Origin of the sequence: Asticcacaulis sp. DW145 (assembly GCF_037101385.1) — a bacterium.
Classification (GTDB): domain Bacteria; phylum Pseudomonadota; class Alphaproteobacteria; order Caulobacterales; family Caulobacteraceae; genus Asticcacaulis; species Asticcacaulis currens.
On record NZ_AP029024.1, the window covers coordinates 1,407,082 to 1,431,958 of the forward strand.

Here is a 24,877-nt window from a genome sequence, read left to right on the forward strand (position 1 = left end):
GGGGGATTGCGCCGTTAGTAGTCACATACACGGCACTTGGGAGGTACGCACTTCAAAAGCCAGTGCAGGCTCCTCTTCCGAGTCTCCCCTCCGTCCGCTCACGGCGTTCGCTGCCACCCGCACCGGCGGCCCGATCCCCGCGGCAAGGCCGCAGGGAGGAGAGGTTAGCCAGATTTTTTATACGGCGAACCGTCGGGCCATTTGCCGATGCGGGCGGCGCGTTGTTCGCGCATCTGAGCCTGTTTATCGGCCAAGCCCTTTGACCACTCGCCATGCGGAGAAGCGGCGGGCGCTGCTTGTGACTTTGCCGCCTCTGACGGTTCACGGGCTTTCTCCCCTACCGTCACGGGGCGGCCTGTCTCCTCCCCTGTAAGCCCGTCAGGGCGCAACGGAGCGGGTGGATCGGCGCGAAGGCGGCGAGACGCAGCGGGCGTCTCGGCTGTTGCTTCCTTGACCGGCTTCGGTTTCGCCTTCAGCAACGGCGTGTATATCCCCCGCAACATCCGCTCGACGGCCATGATGGCGCGGGCGGTGCGACCAATCTCGATAGCCGTGGTCGGACGCGGCGCGGTTTCGAGCGCGGTCAGAATCTGATCCGCGAGACGGGTCAGGCGGGCATAGGCAGCGGTGTGGGCGGCGGGGATGTGAGCGGCGATCTGTGTCATGGACGCAGCATGACAGAGGTTTCTGCGGCGGGGACAGATTGTGAGAAAATGCGCTTAAGCGGTTGAAATTGCGTCTGTCTCTGCGGGGATAGATTTTTGCCACGGATAGACACGGATGGCGGGCTTCGCCCGCCGAACACGGATGATCCGCGCTCCGGGCTTCTCAGGCGGGCAATAAATATCCGTGAGGCCGCGCCAGCGGCTATCCGTGTACATCCGTGGTGAAAAAACAAAGGGCTTCGCCCGAAGAGATAAGAGCGAAGACGTCCGCACCGGCGTTTGAAACTCCAAAGCAGAGAATCTCCACAGATGACACAGATGCGGCGGGCAAAGCCCGCCTGACACAGATGATCCGCGCACCGAACCTCTCAGGCGCACAATGAATATCCGTGAGGCCGCGCCAGCGGCTATCCGTGTCTATCCGTGGTTTAAAACCCCTCAAAAACTCTCGAAATCTTCCGACAGGCGCATATGTTCGATGATCGTCTCACGCGCCTCATCATCGGCGTGCGACAGGTCCAGCACCGCATCGCCGGACTCGAGCACACGCACCGCCAGCACCTCACCCATATAGGCAAAGCGCGGCACCTTGGGGCCGAACAGGCGCTCACGCCGCGCCTCGACCTGCACGTCCAGCGTCCGGGCCAGCGCCGCCTCAATCGACTTAAGGGAAATGGCCGTCTGTCCCTTGTCACGGGGAAAGCGTATCACGCCGAAGTTCCGGCGATCCAACTCAAAGCGCACGCGCTGCGACATGTCTTACTCAGCCCGAAGAATACCCATATACGCCCCTCACCCCGTCAGGGTTCGAGCAGCGTATCCCAATACAGGTAATCTACCCAACTTTCGTGAAGATAGTGAGGCGGAAAACGCCGTCCCAGCTCCTGAAGCTGATACATTGTCGGGCGGTGTGGATTTTTGGCCAGTGCCATCTGTGCCTGTTGGGGTGTTTTTCCCCCTTTACGCAAGTTGCAGGGGGCGCAGGCGGTAATGATATTGGTCCAGGTGGACTTGCCGCCCTGCGAAACGGGCAGCACATGGTCAAAGGTGAGGTCGTGGCGGCAGCCGCAATACTGGCAACTGAACTGATCGCGCAGGAAGACATTATAGCGCGTGAAGGCCGGCGGACGGTTCTGGTCGATATAGGTCTTGAGGCTGATGACGCTGGGCAGACGCATGGTCATCGAGGGCGAGCGGATTTCGACATCATAGGTCGAAACCACATCGACGCGACCTTCGAACACCGCCTTCACGACATCCTGCCACGGCCGGGTCGAAAGCGGGTAATAGGAGAGCGGCCTGAAATCGGCGTTCAGGACCAGGGCCCGCCAGTCAGAGGGCGGATTTTTCAGGACCTGCATGGACGCCTCCATGCGATCGGAGATGCAACGGGATAATCGTACCGGAAGACCGAACTCCTTCTAGCTGAGAAGCTTATCCACAAGCTCAGTAAGAACCCGATTCCACAAAAAGAAAACAGTGAACTTTGCATGACAGGGAGGATTACGCCCCAGATGTACTGTGGCGGCGGACCTCCGAGCCTTCAAGATGAACCAAACGTCTGCGCAACCAGTCATATGCCGGTACACTTTCAACTGCCAGTGCCGCCCCGTGCGGTTGAAGCACCCTCAGCACGTCGTCCATAAATTCGTTTTTGATATCCATCTCCGCCTTACGGTCACGACAGATATAAAGGGCGATATATTGCACGATCGCCGGATCATCCGGGAAGCTGCGCTTGGCGATCCATAGGGATTTGATGGCATAATGTACGGCAAGGACCCGCTTGAGCGCGCTCAGTGTAGCTTCCGGCAGATGCGGTGGCTCAAGCGTCGTGGTGGGTGGTAACCGCGAAAAATGATCCTGTACACGCTCCCTGAAACGCTCGGCCTCTATTATGCCTTCGATAATCTGCGCGTTTTTCGGATTGTCCGGATCAAACTGCGCATAATACGCGGCTAAACCGTACAAAGCCTGTCCGCGTTGACCATGATCGGCACCGTCAAGTACGGGTTGCATGTGTTCAACCCCCTTTGCATCCCCTTGATCCAGGTAGAATTGTGCGACACGGCGCCGCACAATCAGATCGTCAGGATGAGACTGCGCCCAAGCTTCTGCCAGAGCCTGTGCCGTCGCCACATCGCCTTCATACTCGATAAGGTTGACACGCTCCCAATAAGGCTCTTCATCAAGCGAGCCTTGCGCCGCCATCGTATCGAGTTCCCGCCGACGGGCACGCATACTTTCGGCTTGCTTGTAAATATCCTCCCATACCGGCGCCGCTTCGCGCCACCACTCGGCGTCAAAACGTTCCACCAGTTGCGTCGTAAGCGCGTCGCCTAGAAATCCCTTAGCGCCGCTATACTCGACGACTGCAAGTGCCGGTGTCGCTTCTCCAAGGGCGGCCAACCGGTCTGAGAGGCAGGGATGCGTATCGTGCAAGTCTGTTTGTCTTTTTAGCGCCTCAGATAAGGCCTGTGCCTGATCGGCCTCTGCGGGCTGTTCGGCGAAACGCATGGCCAGTCCTGCATAGGGTAAGGTCGCCGGTGCTTTCGCCGTGCGATTATAGTTTTGCAGGGCGTCCCAGTGCGCGGCAAAGCGATGCCCTTCCGCACTGACTCGCACCAGAGCCGACGCCGCCGTTGCCGGACCCGCCACCAGAGCGGCGCACCGATCGGCCTCGTATTCATTCGAGCGCGCCAAGACGAAGCTGTAGGCATTGAACCAAGGACCATACCAGTTGAAAAAGCCCTTAAGCACAGACGCCATGCCACCGGTCTCAAAGGCATAGGACAGGCGCGCCCACGTTTGACGCACCCGATAAATCCAAGCCGATAACTTACCGTGCGCACCCGCCAGATGGCCGTACTCATGCGCGATCACCGCCTTCACCTCGCTTTCGGATAAGGCCATCAGCAAGGGTAAGCCAAGCAACAGATAATTGTCGTGCCAACCGAATATACCTAAACGCGGAACCTGCACGATAGCGGCGTTGAACTCGTCAGTGACCAGGACCTTTTTAACCTTGGGACCTCTGGTCAGGCGTCGAATCTCCTCAAGTGCAGCAAACAAAGCCGGAGCCTCACGAGCGGCGACAACGACACCTTTTGGGGTTTCAAATCTTATCCACAAGGCGCGCACCAGGTAGAAACCCATTACCAGAAAGACAATTGCCACCTTGGCCAGCAACGCCACCAGATGTGTGGCTATGGCAATGACGACAACCCCTACAGTCAGTACAATCAGCCCGCCCAATACCAACGCCAGAAAGGCGTAGCCCATCAGCGCCGCACCCAGCACCCGCCAGCGGTAGGCCTCCGGATGATCTCGTGAAAAGGCCTCCAGTTGCTCGACCATAGGCTTATAGCGATCTTCAATAACACCGCCCAAACCCCAAGGCGTTTGCACTTTGGGAATTTCAATTGTCCGGCCCATAAACTTCCCCCCTAATTGCCACGACGGTGCCTTTCCACCGCGCTTTCACCATGACCGTACCTGTTTAATCTGATAGATCAAGAGGATGACCTACCGCACCCGTTTTGCCCCCTCGCCGACCGGCTATCTGCATCTGGGTCATGCCTATGCGGCCCTGACGGCGTTTGAGGCGGCGTGTCAGGCGGGCGGGGAGTGCCTGTTGCGGATCGAAGACATAGACCGCACGCGCTGCCGCCCGGAATACGAGACGGGGATTTATGAAGACCTGCGCGGGCTGGGGCTGGGGTGGCCGCAACCGGTATTGCGGCAATCCGATCATCTGGCCGACTATGAGGCGGCGCTGGAGACTTTGCGGGCACGCGGGCTGGTCTATGCCTGTTACAAGACGCGCAAGGAGCTGGCGCAGGCAGCGCAGGGGGCCCCGCAGGAAGGGGACGCCGTAGCGGAGAATGGACCTGCTGAGCGCGAACCCTCGTGGCGTCTGTCCTTGGCGGCGGCGCGTGAAGCGCTGGGCGCAAAATGGGACCGGCTGGGTTTTGTCGAAAACGGTCACGGACCCGACGGCGAAACCGGCCCGCAGACGGCGCGGCCTGAGGTCAATGGCGATGTGGTGCTGGGGCGCAAGGATATCGGCGTCGCCTACCATCTGGCGGTGGTGATTGACGATGCGCGGCAGGGCATTACGCACATCCACCGTGGCCACGATCTGTTTGCCGCCACCCATACGCAGGTTCTGCTGCAAGGTTTGCTGGGTTTGCCGACGCCGGTGTATCGGCATCACGCCTTGCTGCTCGACGATCAGGGAAGACGACTTGCCAAACGCAAGGACTCCAAAAGCCTACGTGACTACCGGCACGAAGGCATGGACGCCGAAGCGATAAGAGCCCTGATCGCAGCGACGCCGAAGGCGTGAAAGAGTCTCACCACGGATAACGAAAAGCCGCCCCGCAGAACGGGACGGCCTTTTTGAAAACCCTTAAAGATAAGGGAATTACAGCAGTTGCAGATTGACAGCGGCGGTCTTGCCGCGCTCGGTCTGAAGCTCGTAGGAGAGCTTCTGACCGTCCGCCAGCCCTTGCAGGCCCGCGCGCTGAACAGCGGTGATGTGGACAAAGACGTCGTTACCGCCTTCGGCCGGTTGAATAAAACCAAAACCCTTGGTGGCATTGAACCACTTAACCGTACCTTCGGCCATGTGCTCTCCTTAGTCAAAAGCAGTATCGAGGTGTTCGGGAGCAAACCTCCCCTACAATCGTCGTTCTCGGTAGCGCAGTTTGAGTTCAGGAAACCGGGAAATCCCGCTTCCGAGCAGTCGGCAGCCAGATCACGAATTGCGACAGAGAGTAAGACGCAGCTTTCGGAAGCGGTCAAATAAAAATCCCATATATTTCCTCGGATGCGGCAATAAATCGCTGTTACGGGGACGGACTGTTAAAGTTCATTATTAATACTTACTCTGGGCCATCATGTGTTACTTTACCGCATGAGATGAGAGCCGCCCCTCCCTTGACACCGCCAAGGTGCTTGTCGGTTCGCACGAACACGCCTAACAATAGCCGCCTATTGCTTTCAAAGGCTGCCATGCGTTTGTCGCCGCCCCGTCAATCCGTCCTGAGACGCCTGCTTCTGCGTCAGGTGTTGCGCCTGCCGTTTGCCGTGCTGAAATTCCTCTCCGGCGGCGGCATCGTCCACGTAGACGGGCGCACGCTCGACACGCAGATCACCTTTCTTTGGAAGACTTTTTTCGCGCGTCAGGATCAGCGCACGCCGCTCAGCCTGACCGGCACCTCGGTCGAAGGGGCGCGCGAAGACTGGCAGGAAGCAGCGGCCCTGATGAGCGCGGGGTCTGAGGTCCGGGTGAAGGTCGAAACCGCCGGAGATGGCGGGCTGGTCAATGGCCAATTGATCCGGCCGCAGCGTATCGACCACAATTCCCCGCTGCTGGTGCTGTTCCATGACGGGGGCGGCGTGCTGGGCGGCCCCGAACTGAGCCTCGCCTTCGCCAGCCTGCTGGCGCATGAGGCGCGCTGTCCGGTGTTTTTACCCGCCTATCGCCTGGCCCCCGAACACCGCTTTCCGGCGGGGTATGACGACGCGCGAATGGCGTGGGACTGGGCGCTGGCCAATCTGGGCCGATTAGGCGCGACCTCGGGTCAGGCGGCCATCGGTGGCATTGGTATGGGCGGCAATATGGCCGCGCGCCTGTGTCTGGATCTGCGCCGCGATTTCAAGCCCCTGCCCGTGGCGCAGCTTTTGGTCACGCCGCTGCTTGACCTGTCGGACCCAGACCTGAAAACGAGCCGCTTCGCCCGAAGTTGGCCGATCAGCGCCGCCGATCTTGATATCATGATCGGCCACTATGCCGGCGCGGGCACGGGCCTGAGCGATGTCGCCCTGTCCCCCCTGCGCGAAGAGGTGATCAATGGTCAGCCCAAGACCCTGATCGTCTCCGGCGGGCTTGATCCGCTGGCGGCTCAGGCCGAACGCTATGCGCGGCGTCTGATGGAAGGCCGCACGCACACCCTCTATCGCCGCTATGACACCCTGCCTCTGGGCTTTCCGCTGTTTGCCGGGGTGGTCGATCACGCTCAGGCCGCCGTGCGCGATATGGCGGCGCTGTGGAGTGAACTGACCACCTCACCGGATCAGGACGCCGGGGTGTAGTGCACCTGTGCGCCCGGCCCCAGCGGCAGGTCAAGCGCCACCCAGGCCGCCGTCAGGCCGATCCCCGCCACCATGAAGCTCAGCGCATAGGGCAGCATCAGGGCCAGCAGGGAGCCGACGCCCATACTGGCGTCCCACCGGCGCGTGAAGGCCAGAATCAGCGGGAAGTAGGACATCAGCGGCGTCATGATATTGGTGTAGCTGTCACCCATGCGGTAGGCCGCTGTGGTCATTTCCGGCGAAATGCCGACCAGCATGAACATCGGCACCACCACGGGGGCCAGCGCCGACCACTTGGCCGAGGCCGAGCCGATAAACAGGTCGAGTATCGACGAGAACAACAACACGCTGACCAGAAGCAGCGGAGCGGGTAAACCCCACGCCTTGAGGATTTCGGCACCATTGATGGCGGTGATCGGCCCCAACCGTGACCAATTGAACATGGCCACAAAGTGCGCAGCGAAGAAGGCAAAGACCAGATAGGGCGCCAGCGAGCGTATCCCCTCACCCATCATCTTCACTACGTCGTTGTCGGATTTGATGGTCCCTGCCGCCGTCCCAAAGGCGATAGCCGTGGTGATAAACAGCAGGAAGAAGCCGGCGATCAGGGCGGCATAGAAGGGCTGAAGCTGCGCCGGGCCTGTGGCCTCTTCCTTGATCAGGGGGGTATAGCCGGGCCACAACGCCAAAGCCGCGAATCCGGCAACGACCAGCACCGCGACGATCCCGGCGCGTTTCAGGCCCTTTGTCTCGGCGGGTGCGATTTCGGACTTGGCCAGTTCGGCCTGAAGTTCGGTGTCCGGCGAACCGCCCCACTTGCCCAGACGCGGCTCGACAACCTTATCGGTAATGAACCACGCCACCGGGGTGAACAGGCCGACAATGGCGAGGATGAACCACCAGTTGCCAAGCGGGTTCATCGTCCATTCCGGGTCGATGATGCGGGCGGCCTCCTGAGTGAACCCGAACAGCAGCACATCAATCTGCCCCGGTGTGATATTGCCCGCATAGCCGCCGGAAACAGCGGCGAAGGCTGCGGCGATCCCCACCAGCGGGTGCCTGCCGACCGAGGCATAGATCAGCCCAGCCAGAGGGATGAACACCACATAGGCCGCATCGGACGCATGGTGCGACACCATGCCGGTTATGATCACGCACGGGGTCAGGATGGCGCGCGGGGCATTGCGCAGCGAGGAGCGGATCAGCGCCGAAAACAGGCCTGAGCGTTCGGCCACGGCCGCCCCATACATGACCACGACCACCACGCCCAGCGGCGCAAAACCGGTCAGGGTCTTCGGCATATCGACCAGAAGCCGCCCGATATTTTCGGCAGTAAACAGGCTGGTCGCCGTGTAGGTCACCACGCCGTTGTCGAGCATCGCCCAGTGCGGGGCTTCGTCGCCGCTGTAGGGGATGGAGGCCGACCAGCCGAAATGCGCGCCGATGGTCGAAAGCACCATCAGGCCCAGTATCAGCCAGACGAAAATCATCACCGGGTCAGGCAGCAGATTGCCGGCCTTTTCGACCAGCCCCAGAAAACCTTTGGATCGCCGTATGGCGTCTTGCGATTGAGGCCCGTTCACCCTGCGCTCCTTTACTGCAAAGCCACAGGTTAGCGGAGGTTTTCCGCCTGTAAACCGCTCCGATTTCGTGCAAACGATGGCAATCGTCAAAAAATAGAAAACCGATAAAGATGGCTATGCTTCGTCGCCGCGTGGCCTTCGGGCATTACATCTTTATCCTTCGGTGAAATGACTGAATAACGCCGACCCGTTTGCGTTCATGCACGGTTCAGGCACGCCGCACTAGTGTGGGTAGCATTGGGATGGGGCAAGACAGGAGACCGTTATGAAACGCATAATGACTACGTCCTTGCTGGCCATGATGGCTGGCTCCCTGCTGATGGCCGACGTGGCCACCGCTCACCCGCGCGACCACGACCGCTATGATCGTCACGAACGTCACCATGACCGGTACGACCGCTGGGATCGCGACGACCGCCGCGGGCGTTACGACTATTACCGCAGCTATGATCGTGGCCGCCACTATGGCTGGCGCGAGCGTTCCGAATGGCGTCGCGGTGGCTATGTCGCCTATCGCGATTGGGATCGCGGCTATGAGGTGGATTACCGCCGCCACCGCCACCTCTACGCGCCGCCGCGCGGCTATGAGTGGCGTCAGGTCGATGACCGCTACGTGCTGGCGGCCGTGGCCACGGGCCTGATTGCGGCCATCGTGCTTAGTAATTAAGGCATTGAATGAGAAACGGCGTCCATTGGGGCGCCGTTTCTTTATCCCTGCACCGCTGCCTTGGCGATATCGGCCTCGCTGAACCCCAGCGCTTTCATGGCCGAAGCCGCTATGCCCTGCGCGTCAAGGCCCGCATCGGCATACATTTTTTCCGGCTTGTCGTGGTCCTGGAAGCGATCCGGCAGGGTCAGGGTGCGGATTTTCAGGCCGTTATCCAGCGCGCCCTCAGCCGCCAGATAGTGCAGCACAAAGGCTCCGAAGCCGCCCATGGCGCCCTCTTCGACCGTGATCAGGCATTCGTGGTGGCGCGCCAGTTGAAGGATCAGTGCCTTATCCAGCGGCTTGGCGAAACGTGCATCGGCCACCGTGGTCGAAAGCCCGCGCGCCCCCAAAAGATCGGCGGCCTTCAAGGCCTCCGGCAGGCGCGCCCCCAGCGACAGGATGGCCACCTTTGAGCCTTCGCGCACGATCCGCCCGCGCCCGATAGCCAGCGTTTCCGGCACGGCCGGGATTTCAACGCCGACACCTTCACCGCGCGGGTATCTGAACGCCGAAGGGCCATCATCATAGGCGGTGGCCGTGGCGATCATACGCGCCAGCTCCGCCTCATCCGAAGCGGCCATGATCATCATACCGGGCAGGGTGCCCAGATAGCCGATATCGAACGTCCCGGCGTGAGTCGCCCCATCGGCCCCGACCAGACCGGCGCGGTCGATGGCAAAGCGCACGGGCAGGTCCTGAAGCGCCACATCGTGCGCCACCTGATCGTAACCGCGTTGCAGGAAGGTGGAATAGAGCGCGCAAAACGGCTTCATGCCGTCTGCCGCCAGACCGGCGGCAAAGGTCACGGCGTGCTGTTCGGCGATGCCCACGTCATAGCAGCGCGACGGAAACACCTCGGCAAAGCGGTCAAGACCGGTGCCCGACGGCATGGCGGCGGTGATGGCCACCACCTTCGGGTCGATCTGCGCCTGCTTGATCAGTTCGGCGGCAAAGACTTCGGTATAGCTGGGGGCATTGGCCTTGGGTTTGGCCTGTTCACCGGTGATGACGTCGAACTTCGCCACGCCATGATACTTGTCGGCGGCGGCCTCAGCCGGGGCATAGCCCTTGCCCTTCTGCGTCACGACGTGCACCAGCACCGGACGGTCGGTAATGTCGCGCACGCGCTTTAAGACCGACAGCAGGTTTTCCATGTCGTGCCCGTCAATAGGACCGACATAGTAGAAGCCCAGTTCCTCAAAAAAGGTGCCGCCGGTGAACCAGGTGCGCGAAAACTCTTCCGACTTCTTGGCCATTTCAAATAGCGGGCGCGGCAGACGCTCGGCCACGCTCTTACCGAAGCGGCGCACGGCCTGATAGGCGCCGCCGGAGACCAGATTGGCCAGATAGGCGCTCATGCCGCCCACCGGGGGCGCGATCGACATGTCGTTATCATTGAGGATAACCGTCAGATTTTTGGTCGTTTCGGCGGCATTGTTCATCGCCTCATAGGCCATGCCGGCCGACATCGAGCCGTCACCGATGACCGCCACGACCTTATTCGTCTCGCCCTTGTGGTCGCGCGCCGCGCAAAAGCCGAGCGCCGCCGAAATCGAGGTGGCCGCGTGGGCTGCGCCGAACGGATCGTAGGGGCTTTCCGAGCGCTTGGTAAAACCGCTGAGGCCGCCCCCCTGACGTAAGGATCGGATGCGGTCGCGCCGCCCGGTCAGAATCTTGTGCGGGTAGCATTGATGCCCGACATCCCAGATCAGAATATCGCGCGGGGTTTCAAACACATGGTGCAGCGCCACGGTCAGTTCGACCACGCCCAGCGCCGAGCCCAGATGCCCGCCCGTCTTAGACACCACATCAATGGTTTCGGCGCGCACTTCATCCGCCAGCGTCTTCAGCTCAGCGGCGGACAGATGGCGGATCGCTTCCGGGACCGTCAGCGTGTCCAGGACCGGCGTTTCGGGTTGGGGCATAAGCGGTGCACTCACAGGCGGGATCAGAACCGGCAATGGTTTTGTTCGTCTCTACCGCAACCGACATAAAACTGTGAGGCGGTTTTGTCCAGTAGCGAAGACTTTGCCTGTGGCGGCGCAGACGTACCCGCTTAACTCTGCCGTTTCAGCACAAAATCCACGCTGTCGCGCAGGATGTCGGCATCGGTCCCAAAAATATCCAGCCGCGCCTTGCACTGGTCGGACAGGAGCCGCACCCGCGCCTTGGCCTCATCCAGCCCCAGCAGCGTGACGAAATTGGTCTTGCCCTTGGCCGCATCCTTGCCGCCCGCCGCCTTGCCCAGCAGGTCCGGATCGCCCTCGACGTCCAGAAGGTCGTCGGCAATCTGATAGGCCAGCCCCAGATCCTGCGCGAAATGGATCAGGGCATTGGCCTCCTTTTCCGGCGCATCGGCAATAATAATCGGGATTTCAAAGGCATGGACGATCAGCGCGCCGGTTTTCATGCGCTGCATCCGCGCCACGCCGCCCAGATCGTCGGACACCCCGATGAGGTCGATCATCTGACCGCCGGCCATGCCCTGCGCACCCGAAGCCAGGGCCAGCCGCGAGATCAGCTCAACGCGTACGCGCGGGTCTTCATGGGTGTCTTCGGAAGCCAGAATCTCGAACGCCACCGTCTGGAGCGCATCCCCGGCCAGAACCGCCGTCGCCTCATCATAGGCGCGGTGCACGGTCAGTTGCCCGCGGCGAATATCGTCATCGTCCATACACGGCAGGTCGTCGTGCACCAGCGAATAGGCGTGGATACATTCCAGCGCGCACGCCGCCCGCAGCACGGCCTGAGAATCCGCATCGAACAGACGCCCGGTTTCCAGCGCAAAGAAGGGCCGCAGGCGCTTACCCGGCCCCAGGGCGGCATAACGCATGGCTTCGGTCAGGCGCGACTCGAAGCCTTCGGCGCGCGGCAGAAGCTCATCGAGCGCCATCGTCACCAGATCGGCGGTCTCCTGCATCCGCTGATGCAGGGGCGGCAGGTCGGAATTGGCGGCGACCGGCATCAAATCAGTTGAACTCCGCCGGGGCCGTGCCCTCGACCTGACCGGTCCGGGTCAGGGTGATCTTTTCGACCTGAAGGCGGGCGGCCTCAAGGCGCTCCTCGCACAGGGCCTTCAGGGCCGCACCGCGCTTATACAGTTCCAGAGACTTTTCCAGCGGGGCCTGACCGGACTCAAGCTCCGCCACGATGCGCTCAAGCTGGCTCAGCGCCTCTTCGAAGGACATTGTCTCAGGGGGCAGGGTCGCTGGGGTTTCGGTCATGATCGGCCTTTCGTTACGCACTCGACAGGGTACGGAGGATGGCGGCGTCCGGGAGCGGCCGCTCAGGCACGCCGTTCATAGCGACGGCAGCCCCAGTACTTAAACCCCTGCTCACAGGTTTGGCTATAGCCTAATTTTCCCAGTTCGAGCGAAATCATCCAGTTGAAATAGCCGTGCGCCAGAAGCAGCACGTCTTCGCCCGTCTGCGCTTTTTCGTGCAGGAAGCGCGCGGCCTCTGCGGCGCGGGCCTCGGCGTCTTTACGCGTTTCCTCGCCCGCGTGGTGATTAAAGGCCCACCACCAGAAGCGCGAAATCCCGCCCCAGTATTTGGGTGAAAAGGTCAGGAAGGTCGGGAAATCCGGCGGCGGCAGGGGCGCTTCGACGAACAGGTCGAGCGACTCGAACGGCTTGCCCTTGCACACCGCGCGCGCCGTTTCGATGGAGCGTTGCAGGGTCGAAGAATAGACAAAACCGGCCTCTTCGGCCCATTTGATCAGCTGCGGCGGCGGAATCTGGCCTTCGAGCAGACCGGCCAGCGTGTAGCGCCCCCACCAGTCGCGATAGCCCGCCGCCGTCAGCCGGACGCGCCGCGACAGGGCCGGTTCGCCGTGCCGCACGAGGGTAATCGCCCCGTTTCGTGTCTGCGCTGCGCCGCTCTTGGCCAAACCGCTGCCTCTCTGCGGGAATCGCAAACGATTCCGGCTCCGTTTCATTGAGAGGTTTGGTAGCCCGCCGCATGGGGGGAGACAAGTGCCTAAATCACCGTAGCGAGGCAGGCGGCTGTCGAAGTGACGCGGCAGACGTCACGCCTTCTGGAGGGTGAAATGCACCACATCCGTGCGCTCGGTGCGGAAACCTGCCTCGCAATAGGCCAGATAAAACAGCCACATCTTGCGGAAGGCTTCATCGAAGCCGCTGATGCGCCCCTCCGCCCACGCGGCATCGAAGCGACGCGCCCACATATTGAGCGTGCGGGCATAGTCGTGGCCGAACGACTGATCCGACAGGACCGACAGGTCAGCCTTGGCGCTGTGGCTGCGCAGCTTTGACGGCGACGGCAACATGCCGCCGGGGAAGATATAGCGCTGGATGAAGTCCGGGCGCTGACGGTAATCTTCGAACAGCTCGTCGCGGATCGTAATGATTTGCAACGCCGCCTTGCCGCCCGGCTTAAGGCAGTCCGACACCTTGCGGAAATAGGTGTCCCAGTATTCCATCCCGACCGCCTCGAACATCTCGATAGAGACGATGGCATCGTATTCGCCCGTCACATCGCGGTAATCGAGCAGCTTGATTTCGACCTGATCGGAAAGACCCAGCCGCTGCATACGCGCGACCGCATAGTCGTGCTGCGACGGTGAAATGGTCAGGCAGGTGGCCCTGGCGCCCAGTTTCGCCGCGTATTCGGCAAAGCCGCCCCAGCCGCAGCCGATTTCCAGCACCCGCTGCCCCGGCTTGAGATCGACCAGCCTCGCCAGCGCCGCGTACTTGGCCGTCTGCGCCCGCTCAAGGTCTTCGGTGCCTTTAAACAGGGCGGACGAATAGGTCATGGTGGCGTCGAGCCACTGCGAATAGAAGGCATTACCCAGATCGTAATGTGCAAAGATATTGCGCCGCGACCCTTCCTTGGTGTTGCGGTTGAAGCTGTGCAGCAGACGGCTCATCATCTGCATGAACGGATTGCCGATAAAGAAGCGCGTCAGACGGTCGATATTCAGCGTAAAGACTTCGAGCAGGTCGGGCAGGTCGGGCGTGTCCCACTCCCCCGCGACATAGCCATCGGCAAAGCCGACATCGCCCGCCGCCAGAACGCGGCGCAGAAAGCGGAAATCATTGACCTTCAAGACGCCGTGCGGGCCCGGCTCGCGGCCGCGGATTTCAAACGGTGTACCGCTCGGCAGGATAATGTCGAGATTGCCGCGGTGCCAGTTGTGGCGCAGCGTCTTCAACGGCCGGCGCAGGGCCTTCGGCACCAGATGCAGGTCGGCACTCGTTGTGGCGAAATGGGGACCAAGGGATGTCGAGGTGCTGGACATGGGCCGCCTCCGTCTGAGTTTTTTATTATATTGGAAATATGCGCTGCAAAAAATCTATATCTTGAGCAGCCGCCCGGCGAACACGACCAGGTGCGACGCCGCCGTAGTCAAAACCGCCCCCCAGATCATGTCAATGGCCACCAGTTTCGGGGACCAGTCGCGGATCACCGCCATGGCTGTCAGATTATAGGTGCCATAAGCCATCAGCCCCAGCAGGGCCGCACTGACCGTCAGCGACCATCCCGCCGGCAGGCCCTGCACTGGCAACTGGCCGGAAAGGGCCGGAAAGGTCAGAAACCACGTCACGCCGAGGCCATAGAGCAGATAAAAGGAAATGGCGGCAGGCATATTGATGCGCGTGGCCATCAGATCGCCCATCAGCGGCTTATAGACCGGACCGGCGGTGAGGCTCAGCCACACGGTGTCTATCACCGCAAAAGCGATCAGGGTCAGGACGAGCGCGCTCAGAAACATCTTCATGCCTCACCTTCGGGACTGTGGGTAGGGATGGGCACCCCGTGCCGCCGCAGGATATCCCGCAACGGCAAGAGGTTGTGTGTTTTAGATACGCGCGAAAGGCTGCAACAGTTTACCCAAAAGTGTACGGGGCGCGATGGGCGCGTTCGCCGCGATCAGGCACAGGCAATCATCGGCCGCGATCAGCGGCGAATGGTGATCCCCCGCCTCACACGACACGCAGTCACCGGGGTGATAGGCCCCGCGATCGTCGCTGAAACACCCTGTCAGGACCAGCGTCATTTCAAGGCCCTGGTGATCGTGAACCGGCATCTGCATGCCGCCCTTGACGTGCATCAGATAGGTCAGGCCACGTCCGTCCCTGGGGGCATCGAGATGCGCCATCCACACGCCGGGCGCGCCCCAGTAGCGCGGCTTGAAGGCCGCCGCGCGCACAGATTCCGGCAGGTCGATACCCTTAAGATAGGCGGGAAGTTCGGGCGCAACGCGCGGCTCAGGGGCCTCTTCGGGGCGCTCGATACGCGCCAGCGCCAGCTCCAGCGCGTCATCGGCCATATCGACCGGCACGACCTCTTCGAGCATGGAGGCGCCGATGGCGTCAAACAGGCGCAGCGACGTGCGGCAATTCGGGCACATTTCCAGATGCGTTTCGACCAGCAGGGACTGACCGGCGTTCAGACGGCCACGGTGATAGTCGAGCAGGATAACCTCATCGAGGTGGTGATTAATCGACGTCATACGCTTTTACTTTCAGCACGGGTTTCAAAGGCCGCCCGCAGCCGCAGAAGCGCCAGCCGAAGACGTGATTTCACGGTCCCCAGAGGGATGGACAGGGCCTGCGCGATGTCGCCATGCGACAGGTCCTCAAAAAACGACAGCCGCACCACTTCGCGCTGCTCCGGCGACAGGGTCTGCATCAGGACGCCAATCGTCTTGGCATCCTGCACCCCGATCAGGTGCGTATCCGGGGCCTGTTCCGGTTCCGGGGCCCACAGGTCTTCCGGCAGGGTCTGGGCGCGCTTTTGCTTGCGCACGCCGTCGATATGCAGGTTGCGCGCGATGGAATAGATCCACGTTGTCGCCGACGCCTTGGACGGGTCAAAGTACGACGCCTTTCGCCACACATTGAGCAGGGCATCCTGCGCCAGATCCTCCGCTTCGATGGCGGTCAGACCGCGGCCCATCATGAAGGCCTTGAGTTTGGGCGCGTATTGACTGAACAATTGCGCATAGGCCGCACGGTCACGCCCTTCGGCGATGCGTAAAATCAGGGCTTCGGGCACGCCCAAGGGGCGCCCTCCCCGGCTCAGGCCAGTCTCTGCGACGATCATCCGCGCAGAAGACCCGATTATATCGTCGCGGTCAAAGGACATTTGAGGCCGCCCGTAAGGAGTCGATGTGGACTTGGCTGTGGTCATGATGCTTTTACGCCGCCACCACACATTTGGATTTATGCCGGGGGTCATTTGAAAATGACTTTTTAAGCGGCGTTTCGCCCGGATGCCACCCGCATCTTCAGCCGTCGTCATTAAAGAGCATACCATTTCCGGAAAAGCGGATAGGCTGATCCAGCGCCCGTCGCCTAGCGTAAGCGTTTCTATAGTGTTACAGGAGATGCTGATGTACGACGCAAGCCGCCCGGTAGAATCCCGCGACCGCCCTCGCATCGCCATTGTGGGCACCGGGATTTCCGGATTGTCGGCGGCGTGGCATCTGGATACCTATGCCGACATCACGGTGTTTGAAAAAGAAGATCGGCCCGGCGGCCATAGTCACAGCGTCAATATCGGCAGCACCGAAAGCCCACTGTGGGTCGATATGGGCTTTATCGTCTTTAATATCCCTTGCTACCCGAATCTGTCGGCCCTGCTCGATCATATCGGCGCACCGCATCAGTCCTCTGACATGTCGTTCGGCGTCTCCATCGACAAGGGGCGACTGGAATACGCTTCAGTGTCTCTGGCCGGGCTTCTGGCGCAATGGGGCAATGTGGTGCGCCCGCGTTTCCTGCGCCTGATGTGGGATCTGGTACGCTTCTACAAGACCGCCCCGCTCGATCACAAGGCGCGTCAGGACGAGCGCCTGACCCTGGGCGAGTATCTGATCAGCCGGCGCTATTCACGGCCCTTTATCGAGGATCATCTGGTGCCGCAGGCCGCTGCCATCTGGTCCACCTCCGCCGCCGAGGTCATGGACTATCCGTTCCGCGCCTTCATGACCTTCTTTGAAAACCACGGCCTGCTGAAGCTCAATCTGGCCGAACGCATCCAGTGGCGCACCGTCACCGGCGGCTCGCAGGCCTATGTCGAGCGTCTGACCGCCCCGTTCAGACACCGCATCCGCACCCACTGTGGCATTGTGACGGCCGAACGCCACGCCGAGGGCGTCACCCTGACCGATACGCGCGGCGAGGTTCATCACTTCGATGAGGTGGTGTTCGCCACGCACGCGCACGACACCTTGCGTATATTGGGCGACAATGCCACACCGCAGGAAGCGAAGGTGCTGTCGGCCTTCCGCTACACCGACAACGAAGTGGTGATGCACACGGACGCCAGCCTGATGCCGCGACGCCGTCACGCCTGGGCGAGTTGGAACTATATTGGCCGCAAGGACGAGATGACGGCGGGGCGTATGCTGTGCGTCACCTACTGGATGAACCTGCTGCAAAACCTGCCGGGTCGGGACGTGTTCGTGACGCTCAACGCCGTCACGCCGATTGCCGAAGACAAGGTGATCAAGCGCATGATGTTCGACCATCCCCTGTTCGATCAGGCCGCCATCGCCGCCCAGACGCAGTTGGGAGCCTTACAGGGCGTCAACCGCACCTGGTTCTGCGGGGCCTATTTCGGCGCGGGCTTCCACGAGGACGGCCTGCAATCGGGTTTGGCCGTCGCCGAGGCCATCAGCGGCGTTTCGCGTCCGTGGGCCTTCGACTGGGGCCGCTCGCGCATCTTCTGGCAACCGGCCCGCACCCTGCTGGAGGCGGCGGAATGATGCGCCCGGCCCTCTATGCCGGCCCCGTCATGCACCACCGCTTTGCGCCCAGGGTGCACCATCTGGAATATTCAGTGTTTCAGATCCTGTTCGATCTCGACCACCTCGACCAAAGCCTGAAACCCTTAAAGACGCTCGGCTTCAACCGTCTCAATCTGCTGGGTTTTTATGAGCGTGATCACGGCCCGGTCAGGGGCGACACGGCTACACCGCTGCGCGAGCGGATCATCGCCTTCCTGACGCCACAGGGTCTTTACGAGGCGGGCGACCGGCTGTTCCTGCTGGCCATGCCGCGCGTTCTGGGCTTCGTATTCAACCCGATCAGCCTCTATTTCGTCGAAAAGGCCGATGGCGACCTGCGCGCCGTGGTCTATCAGGTCAACAACACCTTCGGCGACCGCCATTGCTACGTCCTGCCGGTGCAGGACAAGGGCCGCCTGCATCAGGCGGCGGGCAAGCGGCTGCACGTCTCGCCGTTTATGGATATGGACATGGCCTACAGCTTCGACCTGACCCCGCCGGAGGCGCGCTTTGGTCTGCGCATCCTGCTGGAGCAGGTGCGCCCCGAAGGCCGCGCAAAGATGCTGGTCGCCAGCTTCAATGCCCAACGCGAGGCGCTGAACGACCGCGTGCTGATGAAATACTTCCTCACCATGCCGCTGATGACCTTAAAGGTCGTGTGGGGCATCCATTGGGAAGCGCTGAAAATCTGGCTCAAGGGCGTCAAATACCGCCCCGGCCCCAAACATGCCCCGGACGTGTTCAGCGTGGGTCAGCCGCTCCCCTCTTCCTACGCCCCAGGTGTGCCGGGAGAGGTGGCACCGCGCGAAGCGCGATGACGGAGGGGGCGTCGCGAGTGTTTCAACATATCCTCTGATCGTTGAAGCTAGCGCGAAATGACTTTGAGTGGAATCGTCATTTCGCTCTAAATTTTTGTTTTGTCGCGATGTTTTTGCGGAAAACCGCTCACACTTTTCCGCACATCGCTCTAAAGAAGCCCCCACCACCCTCTACGCTTCGCTTGATGGTCCCCTCCCCGGCAAGCCGGGGAGGTATAAGCCATGCGTGATTACGGCCGCTTCACCTTCACCGCATTGCCCGAATAGGCGACGCTGATGGCCGGGGCGTCGAAGTCGGTCGTCTTGTCGCCCGCCTTCAGGAAGCGCACCTTGAAGGTCCGCGCCGCCACCATCTTGTCGTACTGGCCCGTGCGCGCCCCGATGGTCAGTTCGCCGGTCTTGTCATTATAGCTGAACGGGATGCGGGTGAACTTGCCCTTCTCATAGCCATTCGACACACCATCGTCCTCATAGAGGCTGTAGCGGCCATCGGCACCCGTATAGACATTGATCGTCAGCGTCGCGTCCGGCTTTTCATCGACATACTGTATGACCGGACCCATCGGCAGGATCGCCCCGGCCCTGACGAACAGCGGCAACTGATCGAGCGGAGCCGCGACGGTCTGCGTCTGACCGCCCTTCACCGTCTCGCCCGTATAGGCATTGTACCAGTTGGTGCCCGCCGGGAAATAGACGCTGCGTGACGTGGCCTGATACTTGGTGACCGGCGCGACCAGTATCGACTTGCCGAACATATAGGCGTCCTTGACGTCCTTGCCCCTGGCATCCGTCGGGAAGTCCAGCGCGAAGCCGCGCATGATCGGAGCCGACTCGTAATGGGCGTCTGCTGCCGCCGAATAGATGTACGGCATCAGGCGGTACCGCAGCTCAAGGAACCACACCATATTGGCGCGCATGGGCGAACCCGGGGGCGAGATTTCGTGGATTTCGCGCTTCACGCCTTCGCCGTGCGAGCGGAACAGCGGCGAGAAGGCCCCGAACTGCCACCAGCGCTGGTTCAGCTCACGCCATTCCTTCAGGTCCTCCGCCGTGCCCGTGCCACCGGCGGCGCGGTTTTCCTGAAGCCCGCCAACATCCTTGCCCTGAAAGCGCGTTTCCTGCGCATAGCCACCGATGTCATGCGTCCAGTTGGGTACGCCGGAGAAGCCGGTCTGCACACCCGCCGAAATCTGATCGTACAGATTGTCCCAGGTGCCAACCACATCGCCCGACCACACGGCAGCGGCGTTACGCTGCACGCCGGCAAAGCCCGAACGGGTCAGTATGAACTGACGCTTGTCCGGCTGATCGGCTTTGAGGCCGTCATACATGGCCTGAGAATTCATGGTCGCATAGGCGTTGTGGACCAGCGCACCTGGCCCCATCTGGGTCGGGGTGATCAGCTCGGCAAACTCCTCCGGGCTGGTGTTGGAGCGCACGTCCGGCTCGGTATTGTCCATCCACCAGGCGTCGAAGCCGTACTTGACCAGACCTTCCTTCATCTGGCGGTAATAGATGTCGCGCGCTTCCTTGTTATAGGGCGAATAGTGGCTGTTGAGATAGCCCGGCCCCACCCAGTCCTTGAAGCCCAGCTCGACATTGCGGCGCCACATATAGCCCTTGGCGTCCAGCTCTTTGTAGTTGTCGGTATTGGGATAGAACTTGCCCCAGATCGAAATCATGATGTGGGCATTCTGTTTGTGCACCTCATCAACCAGCTTTTGCGGATCGGGGAAGCGAACCGGGTCGAACTTGTGGCTGCCCCACTGGTCTTCCGGCCAGTAGAACCAGTCCTGCACGATATTGTCGATCGGCCACCTGTTGTCGCGATAGGTCTTGAGCACCCCCAGAAGCTGATCCTGCGTCTCGTAACGCTGGCGCGACTGCCAGAAGCCATAGGCCCATTTCGGCATCATCGGCGGCTTGCCGGTGACGGTGTGATAGCCGGAAATGACGCCCTCAAGGCTGTCGGCGGAGATGAAATAGTAGGTCAGGCCCGTGCCCGCCTCTGAGGTGAAGCGCAGCGAGTGTGTGTCCGCCGCCGGTTCCGGGTTGGAATGGTGCAGCGAGATCAGGCCACCCGACGGCAGCCACTCGACCTGAAGCTTGACCGGCTTGTTTTTGGCGAAGGTCTGCTCGAAATTGTTGTACCAGGCGTTCCAGCCCATCCGCCAGATGCCGTGATCAAAGATCGTCTTGCCATCGACCTTCATCGTCACATAATCCGAGGCAAACAGGCGCATCTTGTGCACGCCCGGCGTGTCCGAGGTGGCCGAGCCTTCCCAGACGACCTTAACTTTTTTGCCCGTCGTCGCGGCCTTGCTCAGCGCCGGATCGGTCGGCCAGTACTTATCGACATCGCTCAGGAACTGATAGCGGATGTCGGGCTCAACGCGCGTCAGGATCAGCTTGTCATCGACGTAATATTTGGCGGTCAGGCCCTTGGAACCATCGAGCGCCGTCAGTTTCAGATCGCGGCTGGCCAGACCGAAGCGCACCGGATTGCCAAAGCGCGTGACCGAATTGTTGTCCCACAGCACGCCGTAATTCTTGTCCGACACCACGAAGGGGATGCCGATATCCATATTGTGCTGGCGCAGCTCGATGTCTTCGCCATTGAGGTTCATCTGGGCGTTCTGGTGCTGCCCCAGTCCGTAGAAGGCCTCGGTCGTTCCGGGGTTGAACTGGGCGCTGGTGGCCACATAGGGCTTACCCTCGACCGTCACCGGGGTGATGGCGCTCCTGACCTCTTTCAGCACCGGCTGGCCCTTGGCGTTGAAGAAGGTCAGGCGGCCGGTCGTCAGGTCCACCTGCGCCGAGGCGGCGGCGGCCTTAAGGGTGACGGACCCTTTGCCATCGGTCACGGTGAACTTGCCGTCCGGCTTGGCGACGGCCATCAGCGACGGCAGCTGTTCGCGCGCCGGGTCATCGACGCCGACCACCTGAATGATCGAGTCGCTGATGACATTGAGGCGGATTTCCTTCGCCGTGCCGGTATCCGGCTTGACCACAATGCCGGTATCGGTGCGGCTGTAGGTCCCGGCCAGCGCCGTGGAGGCCATCATGGCGACGGCCAGCGTCGAGGCGTAGATATAGGGTTTCATCTGTCTTCTCCCGAATATCTCTTCTCCTTTGAGGGAGAAGGTGGCGCGTCAGCGCCGGATGAGGGGGCATTCAGGACGGCCTGAGCGTCCCCTCACCCCAACCCTCTCCCCGCAGGGGAGAGGGGGTTGAACATTAATACGTCGCCAGTTTGACCTTGAGCACGGCCGGCTGGCCGGTCAGGTTCAGGCCGTAGTCGATCTGGTCGCCATTCCACACGAAATCGACGACCCACTGGCCGTTTTCAAAGTGCCCCTGCTCGACCGAACGGAAGATCAGGTTCTTGCCCTTGGTTTTGGGGCCAAGCCCGAAATTCAGCCGGGCGTGGACGCCGGTCACCAGAAATTCGTCTTCGGAAAGCTGCGCCACGACCACGCCGCCATTGGGCTTTTCGCGGCCCGGCACCGGATCGACCTTGCCCATCCACGTCCATTCGGTCAGGCCGAACTGCCACTCCCCATAGAGCACGTCGAGTTTCCACTTGCCGCCCAGGTCGATCGTTTGCGGCTTGCGGTCATCGGCCTCCGACACACCCCAGACGGGGTTTTCATAGGCGATTTTGGCCCAGTCGCGCATCATCGGCGCAAACAGGGCGTATTTTTCCCGAAACGGCTTCAGGCCCTCCGGCGACATGTCCTTGCCGCCCAGCGGGTAGTTGGTATAGCCCGTATAGTCGATACCGAACGGCGAGAAACCGATGCCGCCGCGGCCGAAGACGCTGAAAATATAGCGGGCAAATTCGGTATCAGAGCCCGTTTCCGGCACAAACAGCGGATTCTCGAACTTCGAATAGAGGCTCAGCACAGCCTCGTAATTGGCCGAGTCGCGCTTATAAATATCGGGGGCGATGATATCGATGGCCGGGGCTGCCGCCTGATAGATGTCGATGACATTGTGGGTCGGCCCACCTGACGAATAGGTCTCCGGCCCCACCTCGATCAACGGCTCACGCAGCGCCGCATTGACGTACATGGGCAGGTCATAGACGTCGCGACCGGCGGCCGCGATCTCATTGATATAGCTGGCGATATGCCAGGCGTGGAAATATTCGTCGGCGTGTTTGCCGAACACCACGCTCCACGTGCCGCCCTTGCTGATCCCCTTCTTTTTGAGCAGCGCCTGAGGCACCGGCCCGTTGAAGACCTTTTCCGCCTTGGGCGAATAGTCGCGCACACTGCCATAGGTGCCGGACTCGTTCTGCGGCTGGATCATGATGACCGTGTGCTGGTCGCCGTCGATCTTTTTCAGGTGCGTCATCAGGGCGACAAAGGCCTTCTTGTCGGCCTCCAGCGTCGTGCGCTCCATCGGCGACAGGCAATAGGACATCGTACCGTCTTTTTTGGTGATACGCGGGAAGCGCTTGTTGTCGAGCTTCACCCAGTCCGGCGTATAGTTGGGCGAGGTGTTTTTCCACGTCCCGAACCACAACAGCACCAGACGCACATGGTTCTGACGCGCCTGTTTCACCAGCTCATCGACATAAGCGAAGTCGAACTGGCCTTCCTTGGGCTCGATCTGCTCCCAGGCCATCGGAATTTCCAGCGTATTGGCCTGAATATCCTTGATCGCCGGCCACACCTTGGGCAGTTGCGCCACGTAGTTGGACGAATTATTGGCCTGCGCCCCCAGAATGAGGTACGGCGCGCCATCGACCATCAGCGCCGCCTTGCCGTTCTTTTTGACCACCTGCGGCAATGGCTTGTTTTGCGCCCATGCCTCAACGGCGGGCACAAGACACATAGCCACGCTGACCACAGCGACGGACATCCACAGACGGCGCGATACTCTTATACCCATGCACGGCTCCCCTGACTGGCCGATGCGACGCAGCGGCTTTTTGACGGACACCTGAGGTCCGCGTCTGAACTTCGCTTGAGGGATAAACAGCCGCCCGCCTTTTTTTAGACGGTGCGTCTGCACCGCACTGTTCCCTCGCCTTGTACGCCGCTGAGCAAAGCGGCATTTTTTTTATTATACAATTGTCTTAATCATCATCGGATTAGGGCGCAAGGGCAAAAAATGATAACGCTATCATTTTCAATCGTTTTCACATGTGCGCGCGTGTCCGGCCCCCTCTGTAGCGTCTTATGCCAACGGCCGAAGATGCTGACCGCATCCGGTCGTTGAAGACACGAGACTGTCTCATATGTGTCAGTGACATGAGACAGTCTCGAAAGGCATACCCAGAGTCATTTTCAATGACCCTTGGTCTTATTTGTCATTAATGCTGGACAAGCGGCGGAAACATCGGTGATTACTCATCTTATAACAAGACTCAGATATGCCTACAGGCCCCTTATTCATGCGTACGCAACACGGCGTCAGCCTCACCTACGGACTTCTGGAAACGCTCGGTCAATCCATCGTGGCCGGTCATTATGACAGCACCGGCTTTCCGACGGAGGCCGAACTGTGCCTGCGCTTCGCCGCCAGCCGCACCGTCGCGCGCGAAGCGGTGAAGATGCTGACCGCCAAGGGCCTTCTGAGCGCCCGGCCGCGTCAGGGGACCAAGGTCGAACCCGTCAGCCGCTGGAACCTGCTCGATCCGGACGTCACGCGCTGGCTGATGGAACGCCCCTTCTCCAACACCATCTACCGCGAATTCACCGAGGTGCGGCTGGCTATCGAGCCCGTGGCCGCGTCTCTGGCCGCCCAGCACGCCGACCGCAAGGACATCAAGGCCATCCGCGACGGCCTGAACGGAATGCGCGAGCACGCGGCCGAACACGATCAGGCGCTTGCCGCCGATATCGAATTCCACGTTGCCATCCTGCGCGCGTCGGGCAACCCCTTCTTCTGGCAGTTGCGCGAACTGATCAATACGGCCCTGCGCCTGTCGATCGGCGTCACAAACAAGATTTCCGGCCACACCGCCTCCATCCCGGCCCACGAAGCCGTGCTGATCGCCATTGAAAAAGGCGATGCCGACGGGGCCCTGCACGCCATGCGCGCCATCCTGCTGGAATCGCTGGAACTGATCAAGACCTACGATCCGGCGGTCGGAGAGTAAGCACGGTCCGGGGGGTGGGACGATCGACCATCGCAAAGAAGACGCCATCCTGCATCGCCAGTTTGAACTGGACGAGGACGGGAGTGTTGATCTCTATGTCTGGCGGCCCTTTGCGGAGACGGACGCCAGATGGGCC

At 61.0% G+C, this 24,877-nt stretch carries 22 protein-coding genes; 6 read left to right on the top strand and 16 right to left on the bottom strand.

Annotation, left to right across the window (positions count from 1 at the left end):
- Window positions 1–164: 164 nt before the first annotated feature.
- The 4 genes from AACH73_RS06450 to AACH73_RS06465 form a co-directional block, all read right to left on the bottom strand.
- On the bottom strand, window positions 165–665 hold the full coding sequence (locus AACH73_RS06450; RefSeq protein WP_338734341.1) for a hypothetical protein: 501 nt from the start codon (window positions 663–665) through the stop codon (window positions 165–167).
- 438 nt (window positions 666–1,103) lie between these two features.
- Entirely contained in the window at window positions 1,104–1,421 is a 318-nt protein-coding gene (locus tag AACH73_RS06455; protein ID WP_272742132.1) for a hypothetical protein, read from the bottom strand.
- A 44-nt stretch (window positions 1,422–1,465) separates the two neighbouring features.
- Complete coding sequence (locus AACH73_RS06460; protein ID WP_272742133.1) at window positions 1,466–2,026, bottom strand: HNH endonuclease; 561 nt, start codon at window positions 2,024–2,026, stop codon at window positions 1,466–1,468.
- A gap of 142 nt (window positions 2,027–2,168) precedes the next feature.
- Window positions 2,169–4,100 (bottom strand): M48 family metalloprotease, encoded by a 1,932-nt coding sequence (locus tag AACH73_RS06465; protein ID WP_338734342.1) that lies wholly within the window; start codon window positions 4,098–4,100, stop codon window positions 2,169–2,171.
- A gap of 85 nt (window positions 4,101–4,185) precedes the next feature.
- Here AACH73_RS06465 and gluQRS point away from each other — a divergent pair, with 85 nt between their 5' ends.
- Entirely contained in the window at window positions 4,186–5,013 is an 828-nt protein-coding gene (gene gluQRS / locus AACH73_RS06470) for a tRNA glutamyl-Q(34) synthetase GluQRS (protein WP_338734343.1), read from the top strand.
- Window positions 5,014–5,091: 78 nt separating this feature from the next.
- On the opposite strand, the gene AACH73_RS06475 is transcribed toward gluQRS, so the two are convergent.
- On the bottom strand, window positions 5,092–5,295 hold the full coding sequence (locus AACH73_RS06475) for a cold-shock protein (protein ID WP_013478897.1): 204 nt from the start codon (window positions 5,293–5,295) through the stop codon (window positions 5,092–5,094).
- Between the two features lie 386 nt (window positions 5,296–5,681).
- On the opposite strand from AACH73_RS06475, the gene AACH73_RS06480 reads away from it, so the two are divergent.
- The gene (locus AACH73_RS06480) at window positions 5,682–6,764 is read left to right on the top strand and encodes an alpha/beta hydrolase fold domain-containing protein (protein ID WP_272742136.1); all 1,083 of its coding nucleotides are present in this window, start codon (window positions 5,682–5,684) and stop codon (window positions 6,762–6,764) included.
- On the opposite strand, the gene AACH73_RS06485 is transcribed toward AACH73_RS06480, so the two are convergent.
- Window positions 6,746–8,347, bottom strand: coding sequence for an AbgT family transporter (locus AACH73_RS06485; RefSeq protein WP_338734344.1), 1,602 nt, complete (start codon window positions 8,345–8,347; stop codon window positions 6,746–6,748). The genes AACH73_RS06480 and AACH73_RS06485 overlap by 19 nt on opposite strands.
- A 265-nt stretch (window positions 8,348–8,612) precedes the next feature.
- Here AACH73_RS06485 and AACH73_RS06490 point away from each other — a divergent pair, with 265 nt between their 5' ends.
- Complete coding sequence (locus tag AACH73_RS06490; RefSeq protein WP_338734345.1) at window positions 8,613–9,014, top strand: RcnB family protein; 402 nt, start codon at window positions 8,613–8,615, stop codon at window positions 9,012–9,014.
- 41 nt (window positions 9,015–9,055) lie between these two features.
- Here AACH73_RS06490 and dxs read toward each other — a convergent pair whose 3' ends face one another.
- The 8 genes from dxs to AACH73_RS06530 form a co-directional block, all read right to left on the bottom strand.
- Window positions 9,056–10,981 (bottom strand): 1-deoxy-D-xylulose-5-phosphate synthase, encoded by a 1,926-nt coding sequence (dxs, locus tag AACH73_RS06495; protein ID WP_338734346.1) that lies wholly within the window; start codon window positions 10,979–10,981, stop codon window positions 9,056–9,058.
- Between the two features lie 131 nt (window positions 10,982–11,112).
- Complete coding sequence (locus AACH73_RS06500) at window positions 11,113–12,021, bottom strand: polyprenyl synthetase family protein (RefSeq protein WP_272742227.1); 909 nt, start codon at window positions 12,019–12,021, stop codon at window positions 11,113–11,115.
- A gap of 4 nt (window positions 12,022–12,025) precedes the next feature.
- Window positions 12,026–12,280, bottom strand: a complete 255-nt coding sequence (locus AACH73_RS06505; RefSeq protein ID WP_272742140.1) for an exodeoxyribonuclease VII small subunit — start codon at window positions 12,278–12,280, stop codon at window positions 12,026–12,028.
- Between the two features lie 62 nt (window positions 12,281–12,342).
- Window positions 12,343–12,945 (bottom strand): histidine phosphatase family protein, encoded by a 603-nt coding sequence (locus tag AACH73_RS06510; protein ID WP_338734347.1) that lies wholly within the window; start codon window positions 12,943–12,945, stop codon window positions 12,343–12,345.
- Between the two features lie 138 nt (window positions 12,946–13,083).
- Entirely contained in the window at window positions 13,084–14,316 is a 1,233-nt protein-coding gene (locus AACH73_RS06515; RefSeq protein ID WP_272742142.1) for a cyclopropane-fatty-acyl-phospholipid synthase family protein, read from the bottom strand.
- Window positions 14,317–14,370: 54 nt separating this feature from the next.
- On the bottom strand, window positions 14,371–14,796 hold the full coding sequence (locus AACH73_RS06520) for a DUF2177 family protein (protein WP_338734348.1): 426 nt from the start codon (window positions 14,794–14,796) through the stop codon (window positions 14,371–14,373).
- Window positions 14,797–14,877: 81 nt separating this feature from the next.
- On the bottom strand, window positions 14,878–15,531 hold the full coding sequence (locus AACH73_RS06525; RefSeq protein WP_338734349.1) for a ChrR family anti-sigma-E factor: 654 nt from the start codon (window positions 15,529–15,531) through the stop codon (window positions 14,878–14,880).
- The gene (locus AACH73_RS06530; RefSeq protein ID WP_272742145.1) at window positions 15,528–16,166 is read right to left on the bottom strand and encodes a sigma-70 family RNA polymerase sigma factor; all 639 of its coding nucleotides are present in this window, start codon (window positions 16,164–16,166) and stop codon (window positions 15,528–15,530) included. Before AACH73_RS06530 ends, AACH73_RS06525 begins: the two co-directional genes overlap by 4 nt.
- A 247-nt stretch (window positions 16,167–16,413) precedes the next feature.
- Here AACH73_RS06530 and AACH73_RS06535 point away from each other — a divergent pair, with 247 nt between their 5' ends.
- A complete protein-coding gene (locus AACH73_RS06535) occupies window positions 16,414–17,790 on the top strand; it encodes an FAD-dependent oxidoreductase (protein WP_338734351.1) in 1,377 nt (458 codons plus the stop codon).
- Window positions 17,787–18,629, top strand: a complete 843-nt coding sequence (locus AACH73_RS06540; RefSeq protein ID WP_338734352.1) for a DUF1365 domain-containing protein — start codon at window positions 17,787–17,789, stop codon at window positions 18,627–18,629. Before AACH73_RS06535 ends, AACH73_RS06540 begins: the two co-directional genes overlap by 4 nt.
- 230 nt (window positions 18,630–18,859) lie before the next feature.
- Here the strand turns inward: AACH73_RS06540 and AACH73_RS06545 are convergent, their stop codons facing one another.
- Entirely contained in the window at window positions 18,860–21,733 is a 2,874-nt protein-coding gene (locus tag AACH73_RS06545) for a TIM-barrel domain-containing protein (RefSeq protein ID WP_338734353.1), read from the bottom strand.
- A gap of 133 nt (window positions 21,734–21,866) precedes the next feature.
- Window positions 21,867–23,528: a DUF5597 domain-containing protein gene (locus AACH73_RS06550; protein ID WP_338734354.1), complete on the bottom strand. Its 1,662-nt coding sequence runs from the start codon at window positions 23,526–23,528 to the stop codon at window positions 21,867–21,869.
- A 505-nt stretch (window positions 23,529–24,033) separates the two neighbouring features.
- Here AACH73_RS06550 and AACH73_RS06555 point away from each other — a divergent pair.
- Entirely contained in the window at window positions 24,034–24,741 is a 708-nt protein-coding gene (locus AACH73_RS06555; RefSeq protein WP_272742150.1) for a FadR/GntR family transcriptional regulator, read from the top strand.
- The last annotated feature ends 136 nt before the right edge of the window (window positions 24,742–24,877 follow it).

Excerpts from the sequence above, each read along its gene's own strand:
- AACH73_RS06450 (WP_338734341.1), bottom strand. The coding sequence starts at position 665 with ATGACACAGATCGCCGCTCACATCCCCGCCGCCCACACCGCTGCCTAT.
- AACH73_RS06455 (WP_272742132.1), bottom strand. The coding sequence starts at position 1,421 with ATGTCGCAGCGCGTGCGCTTTGAGTTGGATCGCCGGAACTTCGGCGTG.
- AACH73_RS06460 (WP_272742133.1), bottom strand. The coding sequence starts at position 2,026 with ATGCAGGTCCTGAAAAATCCGCCCTCTGACTGGCGGGCCCTGGTCCTG.
- AACH73_RS06465 (WP_338734342.1), bottom strand. The coding sequence starts at position 4,100 with ATGGGCCGGACAATTGAAATTCCCAAAGTGCAAACGCCTTGGGGTTTG.
- gluQRS (WP_338734343.1), top strand. The coding sequence starts at position 4,186 with ATGACCTACCGCACCCGTTTTGCCCCCTCGCCGACCGGCTATCTGCAT.
- AACH73_RS06475 (WP_013478897.1), bottom strand. The coding sequence starts at position 5,295 with ATGGCCGAAGGTACGGTTAAGTGGTTCAATGCCACCAAGGGTTTTGGT.
- AACH73_RS06480 (WP_272742136.1), top strand. The coding sequence starts at position 5,682 with ATGCGTTTGTCGCCGCCCCGTCAATCCGTCCTGAGACGCCTGCTTCTG.
- AACH73_RS06490 (WP_338734345.1), top strand. The coding sequence starts at position 8,613 with ATGAAACGCATAATGACTACGTCCTTGCTGGCCATGATGGCTGGCTCC.
- dxs (WP_338734346.1), bottom strand. The coding sequence starts at position 10,981 with ATGCCCCAACCCGAAACGCCGGTCCTGGACACGCTGACGGTCCCGGAA.
- AACH73_RS06500 (WP_272742227.1), bottom strand. The coding sequence starts at position 12,021 with ATGCCGGTCGCCGCCAATTCCGACCTGCCGCCCCTGCATCAGCGGATG.
- AACH73_RS06505 (WP_272742140.1), bottom strand. The coding sequence starts at position 12,280 with ATGACCGAAACCCCAGCGACCCTGCCCCCTGAGACAATGTCCTTCGAA.
- AACH73_RS06515 (WP_272742142.1), bottom strand. The coding sequence starts at position 14,316 with ATGTCCAGCACCTCGACATCCCTTGGTCCCCATTTCGCCACAACGAGT.
- AACH73_RS06520 (WP_338734348.1), bottom strand. The coding sequence starts at position 14,796 with ATGAAGATGTTTCTGAGCGCGCTCGTCCTGACCCTGATCGCTTTTGCG.
- AACH73_RS06525 (WP_338734349.1), bottom strand. The coding sequence starts at position 15,531 with ATGACGTCGATTAATCACCACCTCGATGAGGTTATCCTGCTCGACTAT.
- AACH73_RS06530 (WP_272742145.1), bottom strand. The coding sequence starts at position 16,166 with ATGTCCTTTGACCGCGACGATATAATCGGGTCTTCTGCGCGGATGATC.
- AACH73_RS06535 (WP_338734351.1), top strand. The coding sequence starts at position 16,414 with ATGTACGACGCAAGCCGCCCGGTAGAATCCCGCGACCGCCCTCGCATC.
- AACH73_RS06540 (WP_338734352.1), top strand. The coding sequence starts at position 17,787 with ATGATGCGCCCGGCCCTCTATGCCGGCCCCGTCATGCACCACCGCTTT.
- AACH73_RS06545 (WP_338734353.1), bottom strand. The coding sequence starts at position 21,733 with ATGAAACCCTATATCTACGCCTCGACGCTGGCCGTCGCCATGATGGCC.
- AACH73_RS06550 (WP_338734354.1), bottom strand. The coding sequence starts at position 23,528 with ATGGGTATAAGAGTATCGCGCCGTCTGTGGATGTCCGTCGCTGTGGTC.
- AACH73_RS06555 (WP_272742150.1), top strand. The coding sequence starts at position 24,034 with ATGCGTACGCAACACGGCGTCAGCCTCACCTACGGACTTCTGGAAACG.